General features: G+C 72.4%; 22 protein-coding genes. 10 read left to right on the top strand and 12 right to left on the bottom strand.

The annotated features are described in order from the left end of the window. Positions 1-337 precede the first annotated feature (337 nt). Positions 338-2,050 (top strand): CocE/NonD family hydrolase, encoded by a 1,713-nt coding sequence (locus CFW40_RS09655; protein WP_088797397.1) that lies wholly within the window; start codon positions 338-340, stop codon positions 2,048-2,050. A 51-nt stretch (positions 2,051-2,101) separates the two neighbouring features. Here the strand turns inward: CFW40_RS09655 and CFW40_RS09650 are convergent, their stop codons facing one another. The 3 genes from CFW40_RS09650 to CFW40_RS38895 all read right to left on the bottom strand — a co-directional run bounded on the left by CFW40_RS09650 (position 2,102) and on the right by CFW40_RS38895 (position 4,502). Next, entirely contained in the window at positions 2,102-3,151 is a 1,050-nt protein-coding gene (locus CFW40_RS09650) for a serine protease (protein WP_256331534.1), read from the bottom strand. A 273-nt stretch (positions 3,152-3,424) separates the two neighbouring features. Further along, on the bottom strand, positions 3,425-4,360 hold the full coding sequence (locus tag CFW40_RS09645; RefSeq protein WP_088797396.1) for an SDR family oxidoreductase: 936 nt from the start codon (positions 4,358-4,360) through the stop codon (positions 3,425-3,427). Positions 4,361-4,409: 49 nt separating this feature from the next. Continuing rightward, positions 4,410-4,502, bottom strand: coding sequence for a hypothetical protein (locus tag CFW40_RS38895; protein ID WP_371127303.1), 93 nt, complete (start codon positions 4,500-4,502; stop codon positions 4,410-4,412). 288 nt (positions 4,503-4,790) lie between these two features. Here CFW40_RS38895 and CFW40_RS09635 point away from each other — a divergent pair, with 288 nt between their 5' ends. The 4 genes from CFW40_RS09635 (at position 4,791) to CFW40_RS09620 (ending at position 10,070) form a co-directional block, all read left to right on the top strand. Further along, positions 4,791-6,419 carry an alkaline phosphatase gene (locus CFW40_RS09635; protein WP_088797395.1) on the top strand — a complete coding sequence of 543 codons (1,629 nt, stop codon included), beginning with the start codon at positions 4,791-4,793 and terminating at the stop codon, positions 6,417-6,419. Between the two features lie 134 nt (positions 6,420-6,553). Next, positions 6,554-7,888, top strand: a complete 1,335-nt coding sequence (locus CFW40_RS09630) for a multidrug effflux MFS transporter (protein ID WP_088797394.1) — start codon at positions 6,554-6,556, stop codon at positions 7,886-7,888. A 56-nt stretch (positions 7,889-7,944) separates the two neighbouring features. Further along, the gene (locus CFW40_RS09625) at positions 7,945-9,021 is read left to right on the top strand and encodes a serine hydrolase (RefSeq protein ID WP_176956537.1); all 1,077 of its coding nucleotides are present in this window, start codon (positions 7,945-7,947) and stop codon (positions 9,019-9,021) included. Positions 9,022-9,116: 95 nt separating this feature from the next. Beyond that, positions 9,117-10,070, top strand: a complete 954-nt coding sequence (locus tag CFW40_RS09620; protein ID WP_088797392.1) for a small ribosomal subunit Rsm22 family protein — start codon at positions 9,117-9,119, stop codon at positions 10,068-10,070. Between the two features lie 43 nt (positions 10,071-10,113). Here CFW40_RS09620 and CFW40_RS37020 read toward each other — a convergent pair whose 3' ends face one another. Next, a complete protein-coding gene (locus CFW40_RS37020; RefSeq protein ID WP_176956538.1) occupies positions 10,114-10,290 on the bottom strand; it encodes a DUF6243 family protein in 177 nt (58 codons plus the stop codon). Positions 10,291-10,473: 183 nt separating this feature from the next. Between CFW40_RS37020 and CFW40_RS09615 the strand changes: the two genes are divergently transcribed. Both CFW40_RS09615 and CFW40_RS09610 read left to right on the top strand, forming a co-directional pair. Further along, entirely contained in the window at positions 10,474-11,073 is a 600-nt protein-coding gene (locus tag CFW40_RS09615; protein ID WP_088797391.1) for a TetR/AcrR family transcriptional regulator, read from the top strand. 162 nt (positions 11,074-11,235) lie between these two features. Then, positions 11,236-11,979, top strand: coding sequence for a bifunctional DNA primase/polymerase (locus tag CFW40_RS09610; protein WP_088797390.1), 744 nt, complete (start codon positions 11,236-11,238; stop codon positions 11,977-11,979). 104 nt (positions 11,980-12,083) lie between these two features. On the opposite strand, the gene CFW40_RS09605 is transcribed toward CFW40_RS09610, so the two are convergent. The 4 genes from CFW40_RS09605 to efeO form a co-directional block, all read right to left on the bottom strand. Further along, positions 12,084-12,956: a hypothetical protein gene (locus tag CFW40_RS09605; RefSeq protein ID WP_256331535.1), complete on the bottom strand. Its 873-nt coding sequence runs from the start codon at positions 12,954-12,956 to the stop codon at positions 12,084-12,086. Continuing rightward, complete coding sequence (gene efeU / locus CFW40_RS09600; RefSeq protein WP_088797388.1) at positions 12,943-13,935, bottom strand: iron uptake transporter permease EfeU; 993 nt, start codon at positions 13,933-13,935, stop codon at positions 12,943-12,945. The genes CFW40_RS09605 and efeU overlap by 14 nt, the downstream gene beginning before the upstream one ends. A gap of 84 nt (positions 13,936-14,019) precedes the next feature. Next, complete coding sequence (gene efeB / locus CFW40_RS09595; protein WP_256331536.1) at positions 14,020-15,405, bottom strand: iron uptake transporter deferrochelatase/peroxidase subunit; 1,386 nt, start codon at positions 15,403-15,405, stop codon at positions 14,020-14,022. A gap of 23 nt (positions 15,406-15,428) precedes the next feature. After that, positions 15,429-16,580 carry an iron uptake system protein EfeO gene (gene efeO, locus CFW40_RS09590; protein WP_088797387.1) on the bottom strand — a complete coding sequence of 384 codons (1,152 nt, stop codon included), beginning with the start codon at positions 16,578-16,580 and terminating at the stop codon, positions 15,429-15,431. Between the two features lie 331 nt (positions 16,581-16,911). Between efeO and CFW40_RS09585 the strand changes: the two genes are divergently transcribed. Continuing rightward, a complete protein-coding gene (locus CFW40_RS09585) occupies positions 16,912-17,607 on the top strand; it encodes a PhzF family phenazine biosynthesis protein (protein ID WP_088802002.1) in 696 nt (231 codons plus the stop codon). Positions 17,608-17,638: 31 nt separating this feature from the next. On the opposite strand, the gene CFW40_RS09580 is transcribed toward CFW40_RS09585, so the two are convergent. Further along, complete coding sequence (locus CFW40_RS09580) at positions 17,639-18,328, bottom strand: heme oxygenase (biliverdin-producing) (protein WP_088797386.1); 690 nt, start codon at positions 18,326-18,328, stop codon at positions 17,639-17,641. A 176-nt stretch (positions 18,329-18,504) separates the two neighbouring features. Beyond that, positions 18,505-19,362, bottom strand: coding sequence for a type I methionyl aminopeptidase (gene map, locus CFW40_RS09575; protein ID WP_088797385.1), 858 nt, complete (start codon positions 19,360-19,362; stop codon positions 18,505-18,507). Between the two features lie 65 nt (positions 19,363-19,427). On the opposite strand from map, the gene CFW40_RS09570 reads away from it, so the two are divergent. Further along, a complete protein-coding gene (locus tag CFW40_RS09570; protein WP_088797384.1) occupies positions 19,428-19,658 on the top strand; it encodes a hypothetical protein in 231 nt (76 codons plus the stop codon). A gap of 183 nt (positions 19,659-19,841) precedes the next feature. On the opposite strand, the gene CFW40_RS09565 is transcribed toward CFW40_RS09570, so the two are convergent. Further along, positions 19,842-20,471 carry a hypothetical protein gene (locus CFW40_RS09565; protein ID WP_088797383.1) on the bottom strand — a complete coding sequence of 210 codons (630 nt, stop codon included), beginning with the start codon at positions 20,469-20,471 and terminating at the stop codon, positions 19,842-19,844. A 53-nt stretch (positions 20,472-20,524) separates the two neighbouring features. After that, positions 20,525-21,505, bottom strand: coding sequence for a dihydrodipicolinate synthase family protein (locus CFW40_RS09560; protein ID WP_088797382.1), 981 nt, complete (start codon positions 21,503-21,505; stop codon positions 20,525-20,527). A gap of 164 nt (positions 21,506-21,669) precedes the next feature. Between CFW40_RS09560 and CFW40_RS09555 the strand changes: the two genes are divergently transcribed. Next, positions 21,670-22,356 (top strand): FadR/GntR family transcriptional regulator, encoded by a 687-nt coding sequence (locus CFW40_RS09555; protein ID WP_088797381.1) that lies wholly within the window; start codon positions 21,670-21,672, stop codon positions 22,354-22,356. The last annotated feature ends 61 nt before the right edge of the window (positions 22,357-22,417 follow it).

Here is a 22,417-nt window from a genome sequence, read left to right as displayed (position 1 = left end):
GCAGCTCCCTGCCCTTGGTGAGGACACGTAACCCGGCGCTTCCGGGCCGCATCAGGAGCGGGATACCTGCTGGTCAGAGAGGTGCGCCGGGGTGAACCGGCGGGCCCGGCCGCCCTCGCCCGCAGGCCGCGGCCGTCCCTGCCCTCCCGGCCGGCGCCCTGCCTCGTGGCGCCCCTCCGGCGTCCCCTGGCCCGCCCTGCGTCCCGCCCCGCACGCCATGGCGCCCCCGCGGATCCCCGCGGACAATGGGAGGCGGGAGCGGTGCCGGCCGTCCGCCCGGACGGTGGGCGCCGCGGCAGTGCTCAGTGCTTCGGGGGGTTGCTCCGAGGACGGTGTGATGCTCGTCGACTGGGATGCGCCGATCACGATGGACGACGGGGTCGAGCTCCGCGCCGATGTGTTCCTGCCGGACGACGGTGCGACCCACCCCGTGATCATGAGTCATGGGCCGTACGCCAAGGGCCTCGCCTTCCAGGAGGGGTTCGCGCCGATGTGGCGCACCCTGGCGGACGAGCACCCGGATGCCGTCGCCGGGTCCTCGAACCGCTACCAGAACTGGGAGACGGCCGATCCGGAGAAGTGGGTGCCCGACGGGTACGTGGTGATCCGGGTCGACTCGCGCGGTGCCGGCCGGTCACCGGGCTACCTGGACATCTTCTCGCCGCGCGAGACGCGGGACTACTACGAGTGCATCGAGTGGGCGGGCGCCCAGCCCTGGAGCAACGGCAGGGTGGGGCTGCTCGGCATCTCGTACTACGCGGTCAACCAGTGGCAGGTCGCCGCGCTGCGGCCGCCGCACCTCGCGGCCATCTGCCCCTGGGAGGGCGGCACCGACTTCTACCGCGAACTCACCCATCACGGCGGGATCCTGCACACCTTCCTGCAGCAGTGGTACCCGGCGCAGGTCGCCTCGGTGCAGCACGGGGTGGGCGGCAGTCCCTGGCACCGGATCACGGGTGTTCCGGTCACCGGCCCCGGGGTGCTGAGCGACGAGGAGCGGGCGAAGAACGCGGCCGACCCGGTCGGCGCGGTGCACGATCATGCGCTGCTCGACGCGTACTACCGGGAGCGGACCGCGGACCTGTCGCGGATCACCGTCCCGGTGCTGGCCGCGGTCAACTGGGCGCATCACCTGCACACACGGGGCGGCTTCGAGGGATACGAGAGGGTCGCCAGTGACCGGAAGTGGCTGGAAGTGCATGGGCTGCAGCACTGGGTGGAGTTCTACACGGACTACGGGGTCGGCCTGCAGAAGCGGTTCTTCGGACACTTCCTCCAGGGCCGCGACACCGGCTGGGACGATCAGCCGCCGGTCCTCCTCAACATCCGGCGGGCCGACGGCGGCTTCGCGCAACGGCCGGAAGCGGAGTGGCCGTTGGCGCGCACCCAGTGGACGGCGTTCCACCTCGATCTCGACCGTCTGGCGCTCGCGCCGGCGGCGGCCCCCGGCGAGCGGAGTGCCGGGTTCGACGCGCTCGGCGAGGGCCTGACGTTCTGGACCGAGCCCCTGACGGACGAACTGGAGCTGACCGGCCCCGCCTCCGCGTCGCTGCGGGTGGCCTCGTCGACCACGGACGCCGATCTGTTCCTCACCCTCCGGGTGCAGGACCCCGGCGGCCGCGAGGTCACCTTCGTCGGCGCGACGGACCCGCACGGGGCGATCGGACTGGGCTGGCTGCGGGCCTCGCTCCGCAAGCTCGACCGCGCGCGCAGCGAGCCCTACCGGCCCTGGCACACCTTCGACGAGCGGCAGCCGCTCACCCCCGGCGAACCGGTCGACCTGCACGTCGAGATCTGGCCGACGTCGGTGGTCGTCCCGGCCGGCTACCGCCTCGGCGTCTCGGTCCAGGGCCGGGACTTCGAGCTTCCGGGGGAGGGGCCGTGGCCGTCGGCGTCCGGGGTCGCGATGCGGGGCAGCGGCACCTTCCTGCACACCGATGCCGAGGACCGGGGCTCGGACGTCTACGCGGGCCGGACGACGCTGATCAGCGGGGGGAGGCATCCGTCCTTCCTGCTGCTGCCGGTCGTTCCGGAAAAGGACGGCGGGTGAGGGGGCCGCACGCGGTCCGGCCGTACGGCCCCCGGGGCACGGGGTGGGAGATCAGGAGGACTGGGCCGTGGTGTAGAGGTTCTTGGCGTCGTCGCCGAAGTACGGGCCGAACATGGTGTTGGCCCAGAACTGGTAGCCGAAGCTGTTCACCGAGGACTGCAGGCCGGTGCCGGTCTTCTCGTCGAAGGCGGTGAACCAGGGGCCGCCGCTGGAGCCGCCGGTCATGTTGCAGGCCAGACCGTGGTCACCGGAGAACAGCGGGTCCTTGAAGGCGGTGCCGCTGCAGTAGATCAGCTTGCTGCCGTCGTACGGGGCGGCCGCGGGGAAGCCGAAGGCGTACATCGCCTTGCTGTAGCCGGAGTTGAAGGACAGGCCCTGGCCGCCGACGACATCGGTGAGCTTCTTGCCGTCGAGCGGGGCGACCACCGCGGCACCGACGTCGTAGTTGATGTCCTCGTTGGCCGTCCACTGCGGGGTGGAGAGCGTCTTGGCCGCCGCCCACTTGCCGTACGGCGCCTCGCCGTCGTGGTAGCCGGGGACGAAGATCCAGTCGGTGTGCCAGACGCCGCCCAGCTTCACACAGTGCCCCGCGGTGAGCACGGTGCTCTTGTTGCCGCTGGTCACGGCGTCACCGGAACAGGCTGCGGTGCGGCCCTGGTAGGTGAAGAACACCCGGCCGGTGGTCTTGGTGACCGCGCCGCCGCCGGTCCAGGGCCCGCCGGCCTGGGGGAGCGTACCGGGGAGCAGCGGGCCGATGGAGGGCGCCTTCGGGGCCTGCGGGAGCCGTGGGAGCGTGGGGGCCACCTTCAGCGGGGCGCTGCGCGGGACCGTGATGGCGCGCGCGTGCTTCGCGGGTGCGGTGAGGTCCAGGGGAACGGCGCTGCGCATCCGCTCCGCGGTCCAGAAGGCGGCGGCATGCGGGGCGGGGGAGCGGTGGGAGGGGGAGCTGTGCCCGGTGGCGGCGGCCGAGCCGGTGGGGAGCAGCAGGGCGAGCAGCGTACCGGCAGCGGTCAGGGTGCCGAGGGCGGCCCGGGACCTGCGTACACGGTGTGGCGCGGGTATGCCGTGAACTGCCGGTATGCCGCGAACGGTTCGTCTCACGCGTAACTCCTTCTGCGGGGGCCGCGCGCGCCGGGGCGCGCACGGCCGCGGGGGATCGGGGCCGCGCGCGGGCGGCCCCGGCAGATGAGTGGTGCGGATCCGAGGCAAGGGTGCCACCGGAAGCGACAGGAGGGCAGGGGTCGTACGGGGATTCGACGCGCCGGGCCGGTGCGGCGGACCGGCCCCCGGCGGCGAGCGCCGCCCTCAAGGCCGGCGCCCCGGCCCGCCTTCAGCCTCCGCTTCCTCGCCCCGGCCCCACCCTCTGTCCATCCCTCAACCCCGCCCGATGTAGGGCATGTTGGTCGCCATCACCGTCGCGAACTGCACATTGGCCGTCAGCGGCAGCTCCGCCATGTGCACCACCGTGCGGGCCACATCCGCCGCGTCCATCACGGGCTCCACCGTCAGTTGGCCGTTCGCCTGCAGGATGCCGGTCTGCATCCGGCCGGTCATCTCGGTCGCCGCATTGCCGATGTCGATCTGGCCGCAGGCGATGCCGTACGGACGGCCGTCCAGGGAGAGCGACTTGGTCAGGCCGGTCATCGCGTGCTTGGTGGCGGTGTACGCGACGGAGTGCGGGCGCGGGACGTGCGCGGAGACCGAACCGTTGTTGATGATGCGTCCGCCCTGCGGCTCCTGGGACTTCATGGCGCGGAACGCGGCCTGGGCGCAGAGGAAGGAGCCGGTGAGGTTGACGTCGACGACCGCGCGCCAGTCGTCGTAGGCCAGATCCTCCAGCGCCGCCGCCCGGCCGAACGTGCCCGCGTTGTTGAAGAGCAGATCGACCCGGCCGAAGCGTTCGCGGACGGTGGCGAAGAGGGCGTCGACCTCATCGGGGCGGGTGACATCGGTCGGCACCGTCAGCACCGCGGGGCCGCCGGAGTCCAGCGGGCCCGCCAGCCGGGAGGTCTCCGCCAGTGCCTGCGCGCGCCGCCCGGCCAGGACCACCGTCCAGTGGGCGGCGATCAGCGCATGGGCGACCGCCCGTCCGATGCCGGACCCGGCGCCGGTGACCACGGCCACCTTCCGGTGCGGTGCCCCGTCCTGCCGTGCCTCCTGTGGCGTAGGTGCCGTCTGCGTCCGCTGTCCGCCCCGCGAGGTCGGTGCCGGCAGCGTGGGCCGGTCCGCGGTCGCCGTGCCGCCCACCTGCCCGGCCCGTGCCCTCGGCGTCGTCCCCGTGGTCCGTGCCGGCTCTGTGTTCTCTGCCATGGCGGCAGCGTAAACGGCGTACGGCGGGCGGACGGGCAGCCGCCGCGCCTCAGCCCGTGGTGTGGAAGCGCTGCAGCACCGCGGCCTTCGCGGCGGTGAACTCCTCCTCGGTGAGGACACCGTCCCGGCGCAACTCGCCCACTTCGCGCAGCCGGCGCAGCAGGGCGTCATGGTCGTCGGCGGGGGCCGTGCCGGATGCCGGGGGAGCGGCCGGGGCGGGTGCCGGGGCGGCGGGCAGGGCCGGGGAGGCAGGCCGTGCCGGGGTGCCCGCCGTCAGGGCCTTGCCACCGAGGGTGCCGTGATTGTCCGACGGCGTCCGTTGCGGGACCGGTCCTCATCCACCTGTCATGCCTGCGTCGTGCACGGGACAGCGCCGCGCCGTCCCGCGGCCCTGCAATCACTGGGACAACCGCCGCCAGGGGAGGGCCAGATGACGCACCACGCGCCGCACGAGCAGGAGATCCGGGCAGCCGCCGCACATGTCGGCCGCCGCCGCTTTCTCACCGTCACCGGAGCCGCCGCCGCGCTCGCCTTCACGACCAACCTCCCGGGCGCCGGCGCCTTCGCCGCCGAGGCCGACGCGCGGAAGATCGCCGAGAACCCCTTCACCCTCGGCGTGGCCTCCGGCGACCCGCAGCCCGGCTCCGTGGTGCTGTGGACCCGGCTCGCACCGCGCCCGTACGAGCCGGACAACGGCATGCCGGACGCCAGGGTCACCGTCCGCTGGGAAGTCGCCTACGACGAGCGCTTCCAGCGGCTGGCCGGCCAGGGCCGCGCCGAGGCGCACCCGGAGTTCCACCACTCCGTGCACATCGAGCCCACCGGCCTCGCACCCGACCGCGTCTACTACTACCGCTTCCGCGCCGGCAACTGGATCAGCCCGGTCGGCCGCACCCGCACCGCGCCCGCCCGCGCCGCCCGGCTCTCCGAGCTGAAGCTCGCCGCGGTCTCCTGCCAGGCCTACCACGACGGCTACTTCACGGCCTACCGGCACCTGGCCGAGGAAGACCTCGACGTCGTCTTCCACCTCGGCGACTACCTCTACGAGTACCCGGTCGACGCGGCCGGCGGCGTCCGCCACTACACCGACCGCACGCTGCCCGCGGTCTTCAACCGGGAGACGGTCACCCTGGAGGACTACCGCCTGCGCTACGCCCTGTACAAGTCCGACCCGGACCTGCAGGCCGCGCACGCCGCGCACCCCTTCATCGTCACCTGGGACGACCACGAGGTGGAGAACAACTACGCCTCCGACATCAGCGAGGACGACCTCCCGCCCGCCGCGTTCCTCGTCCGCCGGGCCGCCGCCTACCGGGCGTACTGGGAGAACCAGCCGTTGCGCCGCCCGCAGCGGCCCGACGGTCCCGACGCCCGGCTCTACCGCCGCGTCCAGTACGGGCAGCTCGCCCAGTTCGACATCCTCGACACCCGCCAGTACCGCTCCGACCAGGCCTACGGCGACGGCTGGCACGCCCCGGGCCCCGAGTCCCTGGACCCCGCGCGCACCCTGACCGGCGCCGCCCAGGAGCGCTGGCTGATCGACGGCTGGCGGCAGTCCTCCGCGCGCTGGAACGTCCTGCCGCAGCAGGTCACCTTCTCCGAGCGGCGCAACGCCACCGGCCCCGGCTACCAGCTGAGCATGGACGCCTGGGACGGCTACGCGGCCTCCCGCGACCGGGTCCTTGCGGGCGCGGAGTCGGCGGGCGTGGACAACCTCGTCGTGCTCACCGGCGATGTGCACGTCCACTACGCCTTCGACATCAAGAAGGACTTCAAGGACCCCGGCTCGCGCACCGCCGGGGTGGAGTTCGTCACCACCTCGATCGCCAGCGGCAAGGACGGCGCGGACAAGCCCGCCAACTGGGCCACGTACCTGGCCGCCAACCCGCACATGAAGTTCTACAACGGCCGGCGCGGCTATGTCACCGTCACCCTCGGCCAGGACACCGCCCGCGGCGACTACCGCACGGTGTCCGCCGTCACCACCCCCGGAGCGCCGGTGCGCACCGCCGCCTCCTTCGTCTCCGAGGCGGGCGATCCCGGGCTGAAGCCCGCCTGACCGGGCCGGCCGGGGCCTTGGTCCTAGGACCAAGGCCCGTCCGGTTTCCGTCCAAGGGACCGGTCCGGAACCTGCCGGGAGCCGCCTTGTGCATGACACCATGGTGCCGCCCTCGACGACCCATGGAGACACCGATGACGGAGCCCGGCGCGGCCGATTCCGCGGACCTACCCGCCATAGCCGAGCGGGGCGCGCCGGCAGCGCCGGGCGCACCGGTCCCGCTGCCCGCGTCCCGCCGCACCGGCCTCCTCGTCACCCTCGTCCTCGGCGGCCTCACGGCGGTACCGCCGCTCTCCATGGACATGTATCTGCCGGCCCTGCCGCAGGTCACCGCCGCTTTGCACAGCCCGGCCGCCACGGTCCAGCTCACCTTGACGACCTGCCTGGCGGGCATGGCGCTGGGCCAGATGATCGTCGGCCCGATGAGCGACAAGTGGGGCCGCCGCCGGCCGCTGCTGGCCGGCATGGTGGTCTACATCCTGGCGACCGCGCTGTGCGCGTTCGCCCCCACCGCCGAACTCCTCATCGGCTGCCGCCTGTTGCAGGGCCTGGCGGGCTCCGCCGGGATCGTCATCGCCCGGGCGGTGGTCCGCGATCTGTACGACGGCGTGGCGATGGCCCGGTTCTTCTCCACCCTGATGCTGATCTCCGGAGCGGCGCCGGTGGTCGCCCCGCTCATCGGCGGCCAGATCCTCCGGATCACCGACTGGCGCGGCGTGTTCGTCGTCCTCACCGCCGTCGGGATCGCGCTCACCCTCCTGGTGTGGCGCCGGCTCGACGAGACCCTGCCGCCCGCCCGCCGCCACCCCGGCGGCCTCGGCCAGGCCCTGCGCACCATGCGCGATCTGCTCGCCGACCGCGCCTTCTCCGGCTACCTCCTCGTCGGCGCCTTCGCCTTCGCCGCCCTCTTCGCCTACATCTCCGCCTCGCCGTTCGTCATCCAGGAGATCTACGGCGCCTCCCCGCAGACCTTCAGCCTGCTCTTCGGCCTCAACTCGGTCGGCCTGGTGTGCGTCGGCCAGTTCAACGGCAAGGTCCTGGTCGGCCGGGTCAGCCTCGACAAGGTGCTCGGCACCGGACTGGCCGTGATCGCGCTCGCCGCCGCCGGGCTGCTGGTGATGTCCTCCGGCGTCCTCGGCCGCCCCGGCCTGGTCCCGGTGGCGGCCGGCCTCTTCGTCCTCATGTCGGCGATGGGCCTGGTCATGCCGAGCACCAACACCCTCGCGCTGCTGCGCACCCCGCATGCGGCCGGCTCCGCCTCCGCGCTGCTGGGCACCTCCACCTTCCTGCTCGGCTCGGTGGCCTCGCCGCTGGTGGGCATCGCGGGCGAGCGGACGGCCCTGCCGATGGCCCTCGTACAGCTCTCCTGCGCCATATTGGCGCTCGTGAGCTTCCTGGGGATGTGCCGCCCGTGGCAGCGTAGGGGGGAGAGCAACGGGAGCACGGCCGGCGAGAGGACCAGGCCCTGAACGCACCGAGACTCACCTACGGCACGCCGTCCCGGGCGGGACTGGACCCCGCCTCCATGGAGCGGCTGGTCCGCGGCGTGCGGGCGCTGCCCGAGGGCCGTCCGCCCTGGGCACCCGGAGTCGTCGTCCTGGCCGGCCGCGGCCCCGTCGTCGCCGCCGAGGCCGCCGCGGGCTGGGCGCTGCGCTACCGGGCCTGGGACCCCGAGCGCGAGCGCGGCCTCGATCTGCCCCGCGACCTGTGGGAGCCGATGCGGGTCGGCACCGTCTTCGACCTCGCCTCGCTCAGCAAGCTCTTCACCGCCATCGCCGCGGTCCAGCAGATCGAGCGCGGCCGGCTGGCCCTCGACGACGAGGTCCGCGCCGATCTGCCCGCCTTCGCCCCCGGCATCACCGTCCGCCGGCTCCTCACCCACACCTCCGGCCTCGCCCCCGAGCTGCCCTTCCACGACCACCGGACCCGCGCCGCCCAACTGGCGCTCCTGTGGACCGAGGCAGCGGCCCCCAGCGGCCGCCCCGGCGCCGCACACCGCTACTCCGACCTCAACCTCATCGCCCTCCAACTGCTCCTGGAGCAGCGCACCGGACACCGGCTCGACGCCCTGATCCGCGACGGCATCACCGGCCCGCTGGACATGTCCAGCACCACCTACGGCCCGCTGGCGCCGCAGGGCGTGGCGGCGACCGAGGACCAGCGGCGGCCCTGGGCCAAGGCGGACCGCGGCCTGGTCCGCGGCGAGGTGCACGACGAGAACGCCTGGGCACTGGGCGGCGTGGCCGGCCACGCGGGCCTCTTCTCCACCGCCCAGGACCTGGCCGTGCTGTGCCGCACGCTGCTCAACGGCGGCGCCTACGGCACGGCCCGGATCCTCGGCCCCGACGCCGTCGCCGCCCTCCTCGACCCGCCGGGCCTGGGCTTCGGCGTCGACCAGCCGTACTTCATGGGCGAGTTGGCGGGCCGCGGCGCGGCCGGGCACACCGGCTTCACCGGCACCAGCCTGGTCCTCGACCGGGCCACCGACACGTTCCTCGTCCTCCTCGCCAACACCGTCCACCCCCGCCGCCACAATGGCGGCAGCGCCCCGCGCGCCGCGGCCGCCACCCGGCTGGCCCGCGCGGTGTCCCGCGCCACCTGACCGGGCGGGGCACCGGGCCGGGCAAGGTCCCGTGCTCAGGCGCGGCACCCCACGACCAGGCAGGGCACCCCACCCGCCCCCGTAGAATTTCCCCCATGCACGAGGAACTGCGCGCCGCGCTGGCGGGCCTGCTCGACGGCCTGCCGCCCAAACAGGCCGCGCAGGCCGTCGAGCGGCTGATCGCCAACTACCGGGGACGTACCCCCACCGACGCCCCGGTCCTGCGCGACCGCGCGGATGTGGCCGCGTACGCCGCCTACCGCATGCCGGCCACCTTCGAGGCGGTACGGGCGGCGCTGGCCGCGTTCGCCGCCCGGGTCCCGGACTGGTCCCCGGCCACCCACGTCGACATCGGCGGCGGCACCGGCGCCGCCACCTGGGCCACCGCGGCCACCTGGGAAGGCTCCCGCAGCACCGTCCTGGACTGGGCACAGCCCGCCCTCGACCTCGGCAGGGAACTGGCCGCCAAGACCCTCCCCGACACCACCTGGCAGCGGGCGACCATCGGCGAGGGCCTGTCGGTCCCCGCCGGCACGGACCTGGTCACCGTCTCCTACGTCCTGGGGGAGCTCCGCCCCGAGGACCGCCACGCCGTCGTCGCCGCGGCGGCCACCGCGGCCCGCACGGTCGTCCTGATCGAACCCGGCACCCCCGAGGGCTACCTCCGCATCCGCGAGGCCCGCACCCAGCTCACCGAGGCCGGGCTGCGTATCGTCGCCCCCTGCCCGCACAGCGACACCTGCCCGATCGTCCCCGGTCAGGACTGGTGCCACTTCGCCGCCCGGGTCAACCGTTCCTCCCTCCACCGCCAGGTCAAGGGCGGCTCCCTCCCGTACGAGGACGAGAAGTTCAGCTACGTGGCCGCGACCACCCTCGACGCCACCCCCGCCCCCGCCCGCATCATCCGCAAACCCCAACTCCGCAAGGGCCAGGTCCTCCTGGACCTGTGCACGGCGCAGGACGGTCTGCAGCGCACCACGGTGACCAAGCGGCACGGCACCCACTACCGCGACGCCCGCGACGCCTCCTGGGGCGACGACTGGTCCTGAGCCGGCCCACGGGGGTTCACGCCCCGTTCGGGTGGTCCGCGGTTCACTTCCCCTGCGCCCGGTCCTGGAACTTGCGCAGCAGTTCACTGCGCCGTTCCCGGGCGTCGGACCGTCCCCGGCCGGCGCGGTCCGTGGCGCCGCCGCCGCGCAGCGCGCCGCGCGAGAGTTTGGCGCGGGTGCCGCCGACCCCGAGCATCCCGTCGGCATGTCCCTTGCTCATGGAATTCCCCTTCCTCTTCCCCGTCGCTTTCCTCCGGAGCCTTTTCTTCTGCGGCTCTTCCTCCGCAGCCTTGTGCTCCGCAGCGAACGAGACGAAGCGTCTCGCTTGCCCCTCCACTATGCGCGAGACGCATCGTCTCGTCAAGACGATACGTCTCGCCTCCCCCTCGCTAGACTTCGCCGCATGGCCGACAAACCAGCCCCCGACTCCACCCGCCGCAGCGAACGCTCCCGCCAGGCGATCTTCGATGCCGCCCTCGCCCTGGTCGGCGAGGTGGGCTACGACAAGCTCACGATCGAAGGCATCGCCTCCCGGGCCGGGGTCGGCAAGCAGACGATCTACCGCTGGTGGCCCTCCAAGGCCGCCGTCCTGCTGGACGCCTTCACCGCCGGCGTCGACGACTACTCCGCGCAGGGGCTGCCGGACACCGGTGACCTGGCCGCGGATCTGAAGTCCGTGCTGCGTGCCACCGTCGACGAATTCAACGATCCGGCGTTCCAGGCCCCCTATCGCGCCCTCGCGGCCGCCGGCGCCGGCGACGAGGAGCTGTCCCGCACCTTCGTCGCGCGGTTGATGGAACCCGGCATCCAGGTCTACACCGACCGGCTGCGGGCGGCGCAGGAGGCGGGTGAGGTGGCCGACGGCGTCGATGTGCGGATCGCCACCGAGATGATGCTGAGTCCCTTCTCACAGCGCTGGCTGATGCGTACCGGTGAATTGACCTACGACTTTGTCGACACCCTTGTCGACCAGGTGCTGCACGGCCTGCGCCCCCGCGGCTGAGCGCACCGGGCGGCCGGGTGCGGGGGCGGCATCCTGTCGTCGATGACCTGAATTGCCGGTATTGGTCCGCGCTTCGTTCACCCCGGATCCCCACACCGGTCACCCGAGGAGCAGGATGGTGGCAGCATTGATCCCAGACCACCGCTCGAAGTGAGGGGATAGATGGAACGCAAGAGCAGGTTCTCCCAGTGGCTGCGCCGGCCGAAGAGCGGATCGGACGGCGGCGATACGGACACGGGATCAGCGGCTGCGCGCAGCCGCGAGGACCTGCTGCTGGCCGCGGCCGACGCGGGCTTCCCGGTCGCTCCGGCGGCGCACCCCTCCGGCTACGGCTGTTCCTGTGAACGCATCGGCTGTCCCACCCCCGCCCGCCATCCCCTCTCGTTCGGCTGGCAGACCGTCGCCACCACCGACCGCGACAAGGTCGCCGCCTGGGTCCGCACCCTCCCGCAGGCCAACTTCATCACCGCCACCGGCATCACCCACGATGTCCTGGACGTTCCCGTCGAGGCGGGCCGCAGCGCCCTGGGACGGCTGGACGCGGCGGGTATCGACGTCGGGCCGATCACCCTCAGCGGCGCCGGCTTCAACGGCCGGATGCTCTTCTTCACCGCCACCCGCGGCACCCCGGACGACGAGGACGAGTGGTGGCCGTGCGAGCTGGACTGCCACCCCGAGACCATGGACGAGCACCCGGGGCTGCGCTGGCACTGCCGCGGCAGCTATGTGCTGCTGCCGCCCTCGGCGCTGCCCGGCGAGCAGCCCGCGGTGACCTGGCTGCGCGGCCCCGAGCTGGCCCTGCCCGACCCGCTGACGCTGCTGGAATCGCTCACCGACGCCTGCGCCGAGTTCAACGACCGCGAACCGCACCACCACGAGGCGCCGGCCTGGCCGATCGGCCGCTGAGCGGGCCCCGTCACCCCTGCGCTCACCCCGTACGCACGCACCCGCACCGAAGGGCCGCCGGGTCACCCCGACGGCCCTTCGCGTACGTACGGCTTCGCTGCCGGCTACAGCGGCTTCACCGCGGTCTTCGCCTCGATCCGGTTGAGGACCGCGACCTTCCCCCCGGCGCTCTTGGCGGGCACCTTGACCGTCTGACCGGAGACCGTGGTGAACAGCATCCGGTTGGTCTTCTTCGGCGGCCCCTCCATGAGGCCCTTCAGCTTCCCGACCGAGATCGTCGCCCCGGCGAACAGCGTCTGCTGCTGGTGGTAGACGGTCGAGAAGAACACCAGCGCACCGCCGTCCGTCGTCCGCAGCGCCACCGGCGGGTAGGTCGCGGGCGAGTCCTCCCACATGATGCGCTGGCCGGCCCGGTTGGCGTCCTTGGCGCGCCGCGCCCGCCAGCCGTCGGTCTGCGGGCCGGAGGCGAAGGTGCTGCCCTTGCCGGTGTTGAGGTAGTCCGCGTAGGTACTGCTCAGCTTGCCCGGATCGACCACCAGACCGGACTTCGCGCCGGTGGGCACCGCCTCCGCGTAGCCCTTCTTGTCCGTCTTCAGCTCCGGGGCCTTGTTGTCCGCGAACGTCGCCAGATACACCGCGCGCCACTGTTCGTCGATGCCGTTGCGGCTGAACACCAGGAACCAGCGGGTGTTCTGGCCGCGGGCGTTCTTACGGTTGCTGGCCGCGTCCGCGATGAAGTATTTCGGCCAGCCCGCCTGCTGGGGCACGGTGAAGTGCGGATCCGTGAACGCCAGGTCCCTGAAGCCCGGATTGCCCTGTGGCCGCAGGGCCTGCGCCGCCTTCACCCCTGCCTGGTCGATGGCCAGCAGCGCGCCCCCCTCGAACGAGGGGTTCAGCGCCGGATCGAGCTGACGGTTGGTCTTGTTGAAGTTCTCGGTGAAGTGCGTGAGCGCCTTGGTGCCCTCAGCCGTCGACACCGCCGGCAGCATTACCCTCTCGCCGTGCACCGTCATGCACCCGCTCACTATCACCATCGCCGCCACTGCCGACGTCAGTGTTGCGGGCACCCGGAACGGCGACCTGCGTGTCATGGGGCTCGGGCTCCTTCGGGGCGACCGGGGCGGACGGGGCGGCCGCCGGGGTGGCACGATTCGGCGCCACCCTACCGGGGGCGAAGAAGATCGTGAGCGTGGGGATCAGATACAGAGCCCACACCGTGACCTGAAGAACGGTCGGGTCCGGCTGGAAGTTGAAGATGCCCTTGAGCAGGGTGCCGTACCAGCTGTCGGCCGGGATCTGAGCGCTGATGTCGAACGCCTGCGAGGCCAGCCCCGGCAGCAGGTCCGCCTCCTGCAGATCGTGGAAGCCGTACGCCAGCACGCCCGCCGCGACCACCACCAGCATGCCGCCGGTCCAGGTGAAGAACTTCGCCAGGTTGATCCGCACCGCACCGCGGTAGAACAGCCAGCCCAGCGCCACCGCCGTCAGCAGGCCCAGCAGCGCCCCGATCAGCGGCCGTACCCCGTCGTTGGCGGACTGGGCTGCGGTCCAGATGAACAGCGCGGTCTCCAGGCCCTCCCGGCCGACCGACAAGAACGCGGTGACCACCAGCGCCACGGTGCCCATCTGCAGCGCCGCGTCCAGCTTGCCGTGCAGCTCCTTCTTCAGATGCCGCGCGGTGCGCCGCATCCAGAAGACCATCCACGTCACCAGGCCGACCGCGATGATCGACAGCGAACCGCCCAGCGCCTCCTGGGCCTTGAAGGTCAGGGTCTGCGACCCGAACTGCAGCGCCGCACCGAACGCGAACGACAGCACCACGGCGAGCGTGATCCCGAGCCAGACCGGACGCAGCGCCTCCCGCCGCCCGGTCTTGACCAGATAGGCGATGAGGATGCAGACGACGAGGCTGGCTTCCAGGCCCTCGCGCAGACCGATCAGGTAGTTGCCGAACACGTCGGTTCCTTCCCTTCCTTCATGGTGCCGACGGCCTTCTTTCCGGCGTCGGCGGTATCGATGGTGCCGGCGGTGACGACGGCGTCAGGCGAACAGCTCCCGGCCCCACCAGTCGTCCACGTTCCGGACGCCCGGCGGCACCGCGAAGACCGCTGAACCCACGTGCTGGATGTATTCGTTGAGCGCGTCGTTGGCCGCCAGCCTCTTCTGGAGGGGGACGAAGCCATGGCGCACGTCCCGCTGGTAGGCGAGGAAGAACAGTCCCGCGTCCAGCCGCCCCAGGCCGTCCGTACCGTCGGTGAAGGAGTAGCCGCGGCGCAGGATGCGTATCCCGCCGTTGGAGTCCGGGTGTGCGAGGCGGACATGGGCGGTCGGCAGCATCGACTTCAGATGCGGGGTGTCCCGCTCGTGCTTCTTGCCCACCGGCGCGCCCTCGCCCTTGTCGCGGCCGAAGATGTCCTCCTGCTCCTTGCGCGAGGTGCGGTCCCAGGTCTCGATGTGCATCCGGATGCGGCGCGCGACGAGGTAGGAGCCGCCGGCCATCCAGCTCTCCTTGCCCTTCGCCTCGCCGTCCGCGACCCAGACGTGCTTGTCGAGCGCCGCGGTGTCGGTGCCCGCCAGGTTGTGGGTGCCGTCCTTGAAGCCGAACATGTTGCGCGGGGTCTGCGCGTCCGGCGTCGTCGAGGAGGTCTTGCCGAAGCCCAGCTGCGACCAGCGGATCGCGACCTTGCCGAAGCCGATCCGGGCCAGGTTGCGGATCGCGTGCACCGCCACCTGCGGGTCGTCCGCACACGCCTGGACGCACAGATCGCCGTTGCTGCGCGCCTTGTCGAGGTTGTCGCCGGGGAACTGCGGCAGATCGATCAGGGCATCGGGCCGCCGGGCCTTAATGCCGAACCGGTCCTTGCCGTCCTTCTCGAACAGCGTCGGGCCGATGCCGAAGGTGAGGGTGAGCCGGGACGGCGGCAGCCCGAGCGCTTCACCGGTGTCGTCCGGCGGGGCCTCGGCGAGCTGGCCGACCGCGCCGTCCCCGACCGGGTCCCCGGCCGTCATCCGCGCCGCCGCCTTCGTCCACTCCTTGAGGAGCGCGATCAGTTCGGCGCGGTCGTCGGTGGTGACGTCGAAGGAGGCGAAGTGCAGCCGGTCCTGGACGGCGCTGGCGATGCCCGCCTGATGCCTGCCGTGGAAGGCGATCGCGGAGCGCGAGGTCGCGTCCGCGCCGGCCGGCTGGGCGTCGCCGCCGGTGCGCAGCGCCGCCGCCGTACCGCCGGCCGCGACCGCGCCCAGCGCCAGGCCCGCGCCTCCCCAGCCGAGCAGGGAACGCCGGGACGGGGCGCGCCCGTCGGCGGCCCTCGCGGCCGTGCCGTCGTCGCTTGCCGTGCTGCCCGCGGTGGCCGTGCCGTCCTCGGTGGTGGTGTGGCCCTCGGCCCTCGTGCCGTCCGTGCCGGTCATGCCCTTCTCCTGCGTCATCGTGCTCCCTCGCCCGCGGCGGACTACTTGGTGGTGGCGACGGCGGCGGCCAGCTTCGACAGCGGCTCGGCCAGCGCGTTGACGCCGTCGGAGAGCTTCTTGCGGTCGTCCTTGCCGACCGTGTCGTAGGAGGCGAAGCCGTCCGCGGACTTGCTGTCGCGGTGGTCGTCGAGCAGTGCGTGGATCGCCTTGAACTGCTTGTCCAGCTCCTTGGCGAGCGCCGGGTCGTTCTTGCCGACGACCGGCTTCAGCAGCTCGTACGCCTTCTCGGCACCCTCGACATTGCCCTGGAAATCGACCAGGTCGGTGTGGCTGTAGCGCTCTTCCTCACCGGTGACCTTGCCGGTGGCCACCTCGTCGAGCAGTTCCTTGGCGCCGTTGGCCATGCTGGTCGGGGTGATCTCGGCCTTGCCGACCCGCTTCTGCCAGTCCTTCAGGTCGGTGATGAGCTGATCGGCGAGCTTCTTGTCGTCCCCGGAGATCTTCTTCTCCTCCCACAGGGACTTCTCCAGCTTGTGCCAGCCGGTCCACTTCTGGCCCTTCTCCACACCGTCGGCGCGCACATCGACCTTGGGGTCGATGTCACCGAACGACTCGGCGACCGGCTCGGTGCGCTCCCAGCCCACCCGCGAGAGGGCGTAGGCCTTCTTGGCGGCCTCGACATCGCCGTCCTTGACCGCGTCGGCGAACTTCTGTGCCGCCGGAAGCGTCTGGTCGGCCTGCTCCTGGACGTAGGTGCGGTACGCCGCGACCGCGGCATCCAGCTTGGGGTCGCGCTTGGCATTCGCGCCCTTGCCACTGGCGGTCACCTTCTGGCGGATGCCGTGGCCCTTCATGCCGGGCTTGCAGGCGACCTCGTACGCACCGGCCTTGATCTCCGCGGTGATCTCCGCGTGGGTGCCGGGGCCGATGTTCTCCCGCTCGGTCACGATCCGGTCGCCGGGCGCGTAGACGTACACCTCGGTGACCTTGGAGCCCTTGTTCTGGACCGCGAACCGGACATGTCCGGCGGGGAACTCCTTGGCGGAGAGCTCGCAGCTGGAGTCGGTCGCGGTCACCTCGATGGCGCCCTTGCCGCCGCCCTTGCCCTCGTTCTTCGCGGCGCAGCCGGCGACGGCGGTGACGGCCGTGGCCGCGGCGAGGGCGACGGCGACGGAGGAGCGATGGGCTCGCATGCGGGGCTCCAGGCGGGCTCGGTGGAACGGATAAGGACTACGCGAACGATAAACAGTCAAGAAGTTCGCCACTAAGGCGGCCCTAACTTATCTGAGGCTTACCTGTTTTCGCCCGCCCCGTCCAGTGATCCCGCTCTCATTGACAACGGCTGGATCACGGCTTGGTCCGCACCTGGTCACGGAACCGTCATGCGTCGGTCAAGGTAAAGGTCACGCTGTGCGACGGGTGATGACGGCGGAGTTCGCCGGCCGGCTGCCCCTTTCCGGGCGGCGGCCTCTCGGCGGCGGCCCCGCTCGCCTCTGCCGCGCCGCCCCGCGCTTCACTGTCCGGATGACCGAACTCGATGTGCTCCGGGTGTTCTGCGGGCCCGACGGCGCCGGCGGCAATCTGCTGGGCGTCGTCCGCGACGGGGCGGCCGTCCCCGGCGCCGCCGAGCGGGCCGCCCTCGCGGCCGAACTCGGCTTCAGTGAAACCGTGTTCCTCGACGACGCGGACCGGGGCACCGTGGACATCCATACCCCGAGCGTCCGGCTCCCCTTCGCCGGACACCCGTTGGTGGGTCTGGCCTGGCTGCTGCGGAGCCTGGGGCGGCCGCCGTGCACCCTGCGCCCGGCGGCCGGTGAGGTCGCGGTCCGCTTCGAGGGGGACGTGGTCTGGGTGCACGGGCGCGCGGAGTGGGTGACCGCCCGCACCACCCGGCGGTACGCCTCGGCGGCCGAGGTCGACGCGCTGCCCGCACCGCCGCCGGGGGAGGGCTGGCTCTACGCCTGGGCCTGGCAGGACGAGGCCGCGGGCGTGGTCCGGGCGCGGGCCTTCCCGCGGCGCGGCGATACTGTCGTCGAGGACGAGGCCACCGGCGCCGCCGCCCTCCTGCTGACGCACGAACTGGGGCGCCCGCTCGACATCCGGCAGGGCGCCGGCTCCCGGATCCTCACCCACCCGTATCCGGACGGCACCATCGCCGTCGGCGGACGGGTGCGTCCCGATACGCGCCAGCGGTCACGGGTGTGTCCCGATGCGCGCTAGCGGTCAGGGGCAGAGCCCGTAGGGGTGGCCGCTACGCGCTCAACGGGAACTGCGCGCCCAGCTCCCGGAAGACCGCGCTGTTCAGCCGGAAGGCGCGCTTGCACTCGTCGACCACCCGCTGCTTCTCCAGGTCGTCCACCGGCAGGGCGTCCAGCAGCGCCCGGTACTCGCGTTTGAAGGCGGCCGGGTTGGCGATGTCCTCGAAGACGTAGAACCGCACCCCGTCGCCCTTGCGGGCGAAGCCCCAGGTCTTCTCGGCCGTGCCGCGGATGATCTGGCCGCCCGAGAGGTCGCCGAGGTAGCGGGTGTAGTGGTGGGCGACGAAGCCGCCCGGCCAGTCGTGGGCGCAGGCCGCCACCCGGTCGGCATACGCGGCGGTGGCGGCCAGCGGCTCCAGGCCGGTGCGCCAGGACGGGCCGCCGAGGTGGGCGAGGTCGCGTTCCAGTGCGGCGGTGCGGGCCAGCTCGGGACGGACGAAGGGGCCCGCCACCGGGTCGTCGGCGAGCGGTCCGGAGGCGTCCTCCAGCGCGCGGTAGACGAACCACAGCTGCTCGGTGTAGCGCCGGTAGGCGGCGACGCCGAGCCTGCCGCCGAGCAGGTCGCTCATGAAGGAGGAGTTCTCGGCCTCGGTGTGCTGCTCGTGGGACGCGGTGCGGATGACCGTCGAGAACGGGGTGCCGGGGGCGGAGGGAGCGGGCGGGGTCGGGCTGGACGCTTCCAAGACGGACCTCCGGGGGCCGAGGGGAGCCGACGGGAACAGGCCGGCTCCACCGAGCCGCCGACCCTGGGCCACCCAACTGCTTAGGCTTACCTAAGTCAACCCGTTCCCGACGTCCTGTCGGTAACGAGCCTACGCCTGTTCCCGACGCCCTGTCGGTAAAGTTCCGGCCGCTTTCGTCAGGGCAGCGTGAGGATCTCCGCCCCGGTGTCCGTGACCACCAGCGTGTGCTCGAACTGCGCGGTCCGCTTGCGGTCCTTGGTCACCACCGTCCAGCCGTCGTCCCACATGTCGTAGTCGTGGGTCCCCAGCGTCAGCATCGGCTCGATCGTGAACGTCATGCCGGGCTTGATGTCGGTGGTGTGGTGCGGGCTGTCGTAGTGCGGAACGATCAGGCCGGAGTGGAAGGAGGAGTTGATGCCGTGACCGGTGAAGTCGCGGACCACTCCGTAGCCGAAGCGCTTGGCGTACGACTCGATGACCCGGCCGATGATGTTGATCTGACGGCCCGGCTTGACGGCCTTGATCGCGCGGTTGAGCGCTTCCCTGGTCCGCTCGACCAGCAGCCTGGACTCCTCGTCCACGTCGCCGCACAGGTAGGTGGCGTTGTTGTCGCCGTGCACACCGTTGAGGTACGCGGTGACGTCGAGGTTCACGATGTCGCCGTCCTTCAGGACGGTCGAGTCCGGGATGCCGTGGCAGATGACCTCGTTGAGCGAGGAGCACAGGGACTTGGGGAAGCCGCGGTAGCCGAGCGTGGACGGGTAGGCACCGTGGTCGCACATGAACTCATGGGCGACCCGGTCCAGTTCATCGGTCGTCACACCGGGTGCGATCAGCTTGGCGGCCTCCTCCATCGCCTGCGCGGCGATCCGGCCGGCGATCCGCATCCGTTCGATCGTTTCGGCGTCCTGCACCTCGGGCCCGGTGTACGGGGTGGGTGCGTCCTTCCCGACGTATTCGGGGCGCGGGATCGAGGCGGGGACGGGGCGGGTGGGGGAGATCTTCCCCGGGACAAGAAGCGACTGGCCAGACATGCCAGCGAGTGTATCCGCGGGCCGTCGGGCAGGATGGGGGCACAGAGCATCCACAGGAGGCGGCAATGGCGCTGTTCAAGAGGCGTACGGTCGGCAAGCCCGGCGAGTGGTTCTACTGCCTCGAGCACCGGACGGTCGAGGAGGGGCCCCAGTGCCGCGCCGCCGACCGCCTCGGCCCGTACCCCACCCGCGAGGAGGCCGAGCACGCCATGGAGACGGCCCGCGAGCGGAATGTGGAGTGGGAGACCGACCCGAAGTGGCACGACGGCCAGGGTCGGGGGAACGGGGGAGAGTGACGGGGAGGGCCGGACACCTTCCGGGGGCTCCTGCCTCCTTCCGGCCTCCCGGGCGCGCCTGAGGCTTTCCGGTGCTTATGGGCCTTGAGGGGCCTTGACGGGCTTTATGGATCTTATGGGTCTTTCCGGGGATTTATGGGTTTTCTCCGGCTCCTGCTGGTCGGCTCCATCAGACCTCATGGGCTACCAGCGAGGCGGCGGCGGGGCGGTCAGGCCGTCCGCCAGGCGGGCCAGGCGGTCGCGGAAGCGGCGGTGTCTGCGGGGTGCGGGCAGGCTGTTCTCGCCGGCGGCCGCGCTCACCAGATGCTGGACCGTGTCGAGGTCGAGGTCGGCCGGCGCCCCGTCCGTGCCGTCGGGCGGGGGCGGGGGTGCGGCGAGCGCGTCATGCGCCAGGGCATGCAGATCGCGGTCGCCGCCGTCCAGGGCGAGCACCGTCGCGCCGTTGCGGCGGGCGTCGTGCACCCGCTCCAGCAGCCCGGCGCCCGGCTGCTCGGGCGTCACGACCAGCAGCGTCTCGCCGCGTCCGGCCGCCGCCAACCGGCCGAGGCCCACTGCCAGATGGGCCGGCGCCCCGCCGGGGACGCGGTGGCGCACCAGCGTCGGTGACAGCTCGGGCAGGCCCGACCAGGCGGCCTCGTCGTCGAGGTGGGCGGCCAGGTGCCAGGGCTCGTACGAGGCGCTGCCGACCAGCAGGAGCCCTCCGCCGTGCGGGGTGACGGCGCCGCGCAGCGTCCCCGCGAAGCGGCGGGTGGCCTGGACCCACTCGGTCCCGGCGAGAACTTCGCGCAGCAGGGCGACCCGTACGGCATCCATGGCCCGGCATCCTGCCGCGGCACGGCGCTGTCCGGGGGCGGTTTACGCGGGTGTCACCCGTACGGGATGGGGCCCTGCCGGACGGGCTGCAGGCCCGCGTCGGTGAGCCGACGTCCCACCTCCGCCACGGCCTCTTCGCTCAGCGGGCGCTGCGGAAAGGCGGTGGCGCCCCCGTCGATCACGCCGAGGAGGTGCAGCGCCGCCTTGAACGCACCCAGCGCGGAGGAGCTGCGGCCCATCTCGGGCTCGGGGCCGGCGTCGACCATGGCGAACAGGGTGACCAGGCGTTCCTGTTCGGCGGCCGCCCGCTCCCAGTCGCCGGACCGGGCGGCGTCGTAGAGGCGGACGTAGGCCGCCGGGTCGACGTTGCCGATGCCGGGGACGGCCCCGTCCGCGCCCGCCAGCAGGGCGGCGTCCACGGTCAGTTCGGAGCCGGTGAGGACCGAGAAGCCGGGGGCGGGGCCGGTGTGCCGGGCGGTGCGGCCGCCGAGCGCGGTGAGCAGGCGGCGCAGCGAGCCCTCGTCGCCGCTGCTGTCCTTGAGCCCGGCGAGCGTGCCGTCCGCGGCCAGCTCCCGCACCAGCGACGGGGACAGCTTGCTGTGCACGGCGACGGGGATGTCGTAGGCGAACAGCGGGAGGTCCACGGCCGTGCGCAGGTGGCGGAAGTGCGCGGCGATCTCCCGTGGGTGGGTGCGGGTGTAGAAGGGCGCGGTGGCGACCAGGGCGTCGGCGCCGAGGGCGGCGGCGGTCCGGGCGTGGTCGAGCACCCGCGGGGTGGTGGTGTCGATGACCCCGGCGAGCACCGGGACCCTGCCGTCCGCGGCCTTGAGGACGGTCTCCAGCGCGGTGCCGCGCTGGGCGTCGGTGAGGTAGGCGGCCTCGCTGGTGGAGCCGAGGGCGAACAGTCCGTGGACGCCGCCGTCGAGGAGGTGGTGCACCAGGCGGGTCAGCGAGGCGGTGTCGATCTCGCCGCGCGGGCCGAGCGGGGTGCAGACCGGCGGGATGACGCCGTGCAGGGAGGCGGGCAGTGCCATGGGGGCTCCGGGGTCTCCGAGTCCGACATAGGACATCCCATGTCCTATGTCGAGCACAATAGACCTGTTCGCAGGCGGTCGGTCAAGGAACCGCGGCCCGGTGGGGCGGGCGACGGACGGCGGCGGGCCGTATGGCAGACGCGGGAGCGGGAGAGGGAGTTTCCATGGCGCGAGGGACGATGGCCGAGGATGTGCAGGCGCAGATCAAGCAGTTGATCCTGCAGCGCGGACTGACCCCGGGCGATCCGCTGCCCACCGAGGCCGAGCTGGTCGGCCTGCTCGACGTCAGCCGCAACTCGGTGCGCGAAGCGCTCAAGGCGCTGCAGGCGATGCGCATCGTGGAGATCCGGCACGGCTTCGGCACCTACGTCGGCCCGCTCACCCTGGAGCCGTTCGTCGAGGGCGTCGCCTTCCGCGCCGCGGTCCGCCACCACCAGGGCGAGTCCAGCCTGTACGAGCTGATGGAGGTCCGCGAGGCGCTGGAGGCGGGCCTGATCAACACCGTCGCCCGGAAGCTGCCGGCCGAGGATCTTGCCGTCCTCAGGGGGCTGGTGCAGCGGATGGCGGAGGAGGCGCGGGGCGGGCAGGTGCAGAGCGCCACCGACCGGGCCTTCCATCTCGCCCTGTACCGCTCGCTGGGCAACCACTTGCTGAGCGAGGTGCTGGACGCGTTCTGGGCGGCGCTGCGCCGGGTGCGGCAGGACCTTTCCGACGACGGCCCCGACCCGGAGGTGACGCACCGCCAGCACCAGGAGATCGTCGATGCGTTGGAGGCGGGCGACGGCGACCGCGCCGTGGAGGCGATGCACCGGCACTTCGACGGCATCCGGCGCCGGCTGACGGAGCGGTGAGGGGCCCCCGCTGACGGAGTGGTGAGGGAGCCGGGCCGGCAGAGGTGCGGCAGGGGCGCGG

Source organism: Streptomyces sp. 2114.4, assembly GCF_900187385.1.
Lineage (GTDB): Bacteria > Actinomycetota > Actinomycetes > Streptomycetales > Streptomycetaceae > Streptomyces > Streptomyces mooreae.
This window is presented reverse-complemented; position numbering and strand designations above follow the sequence as displayed.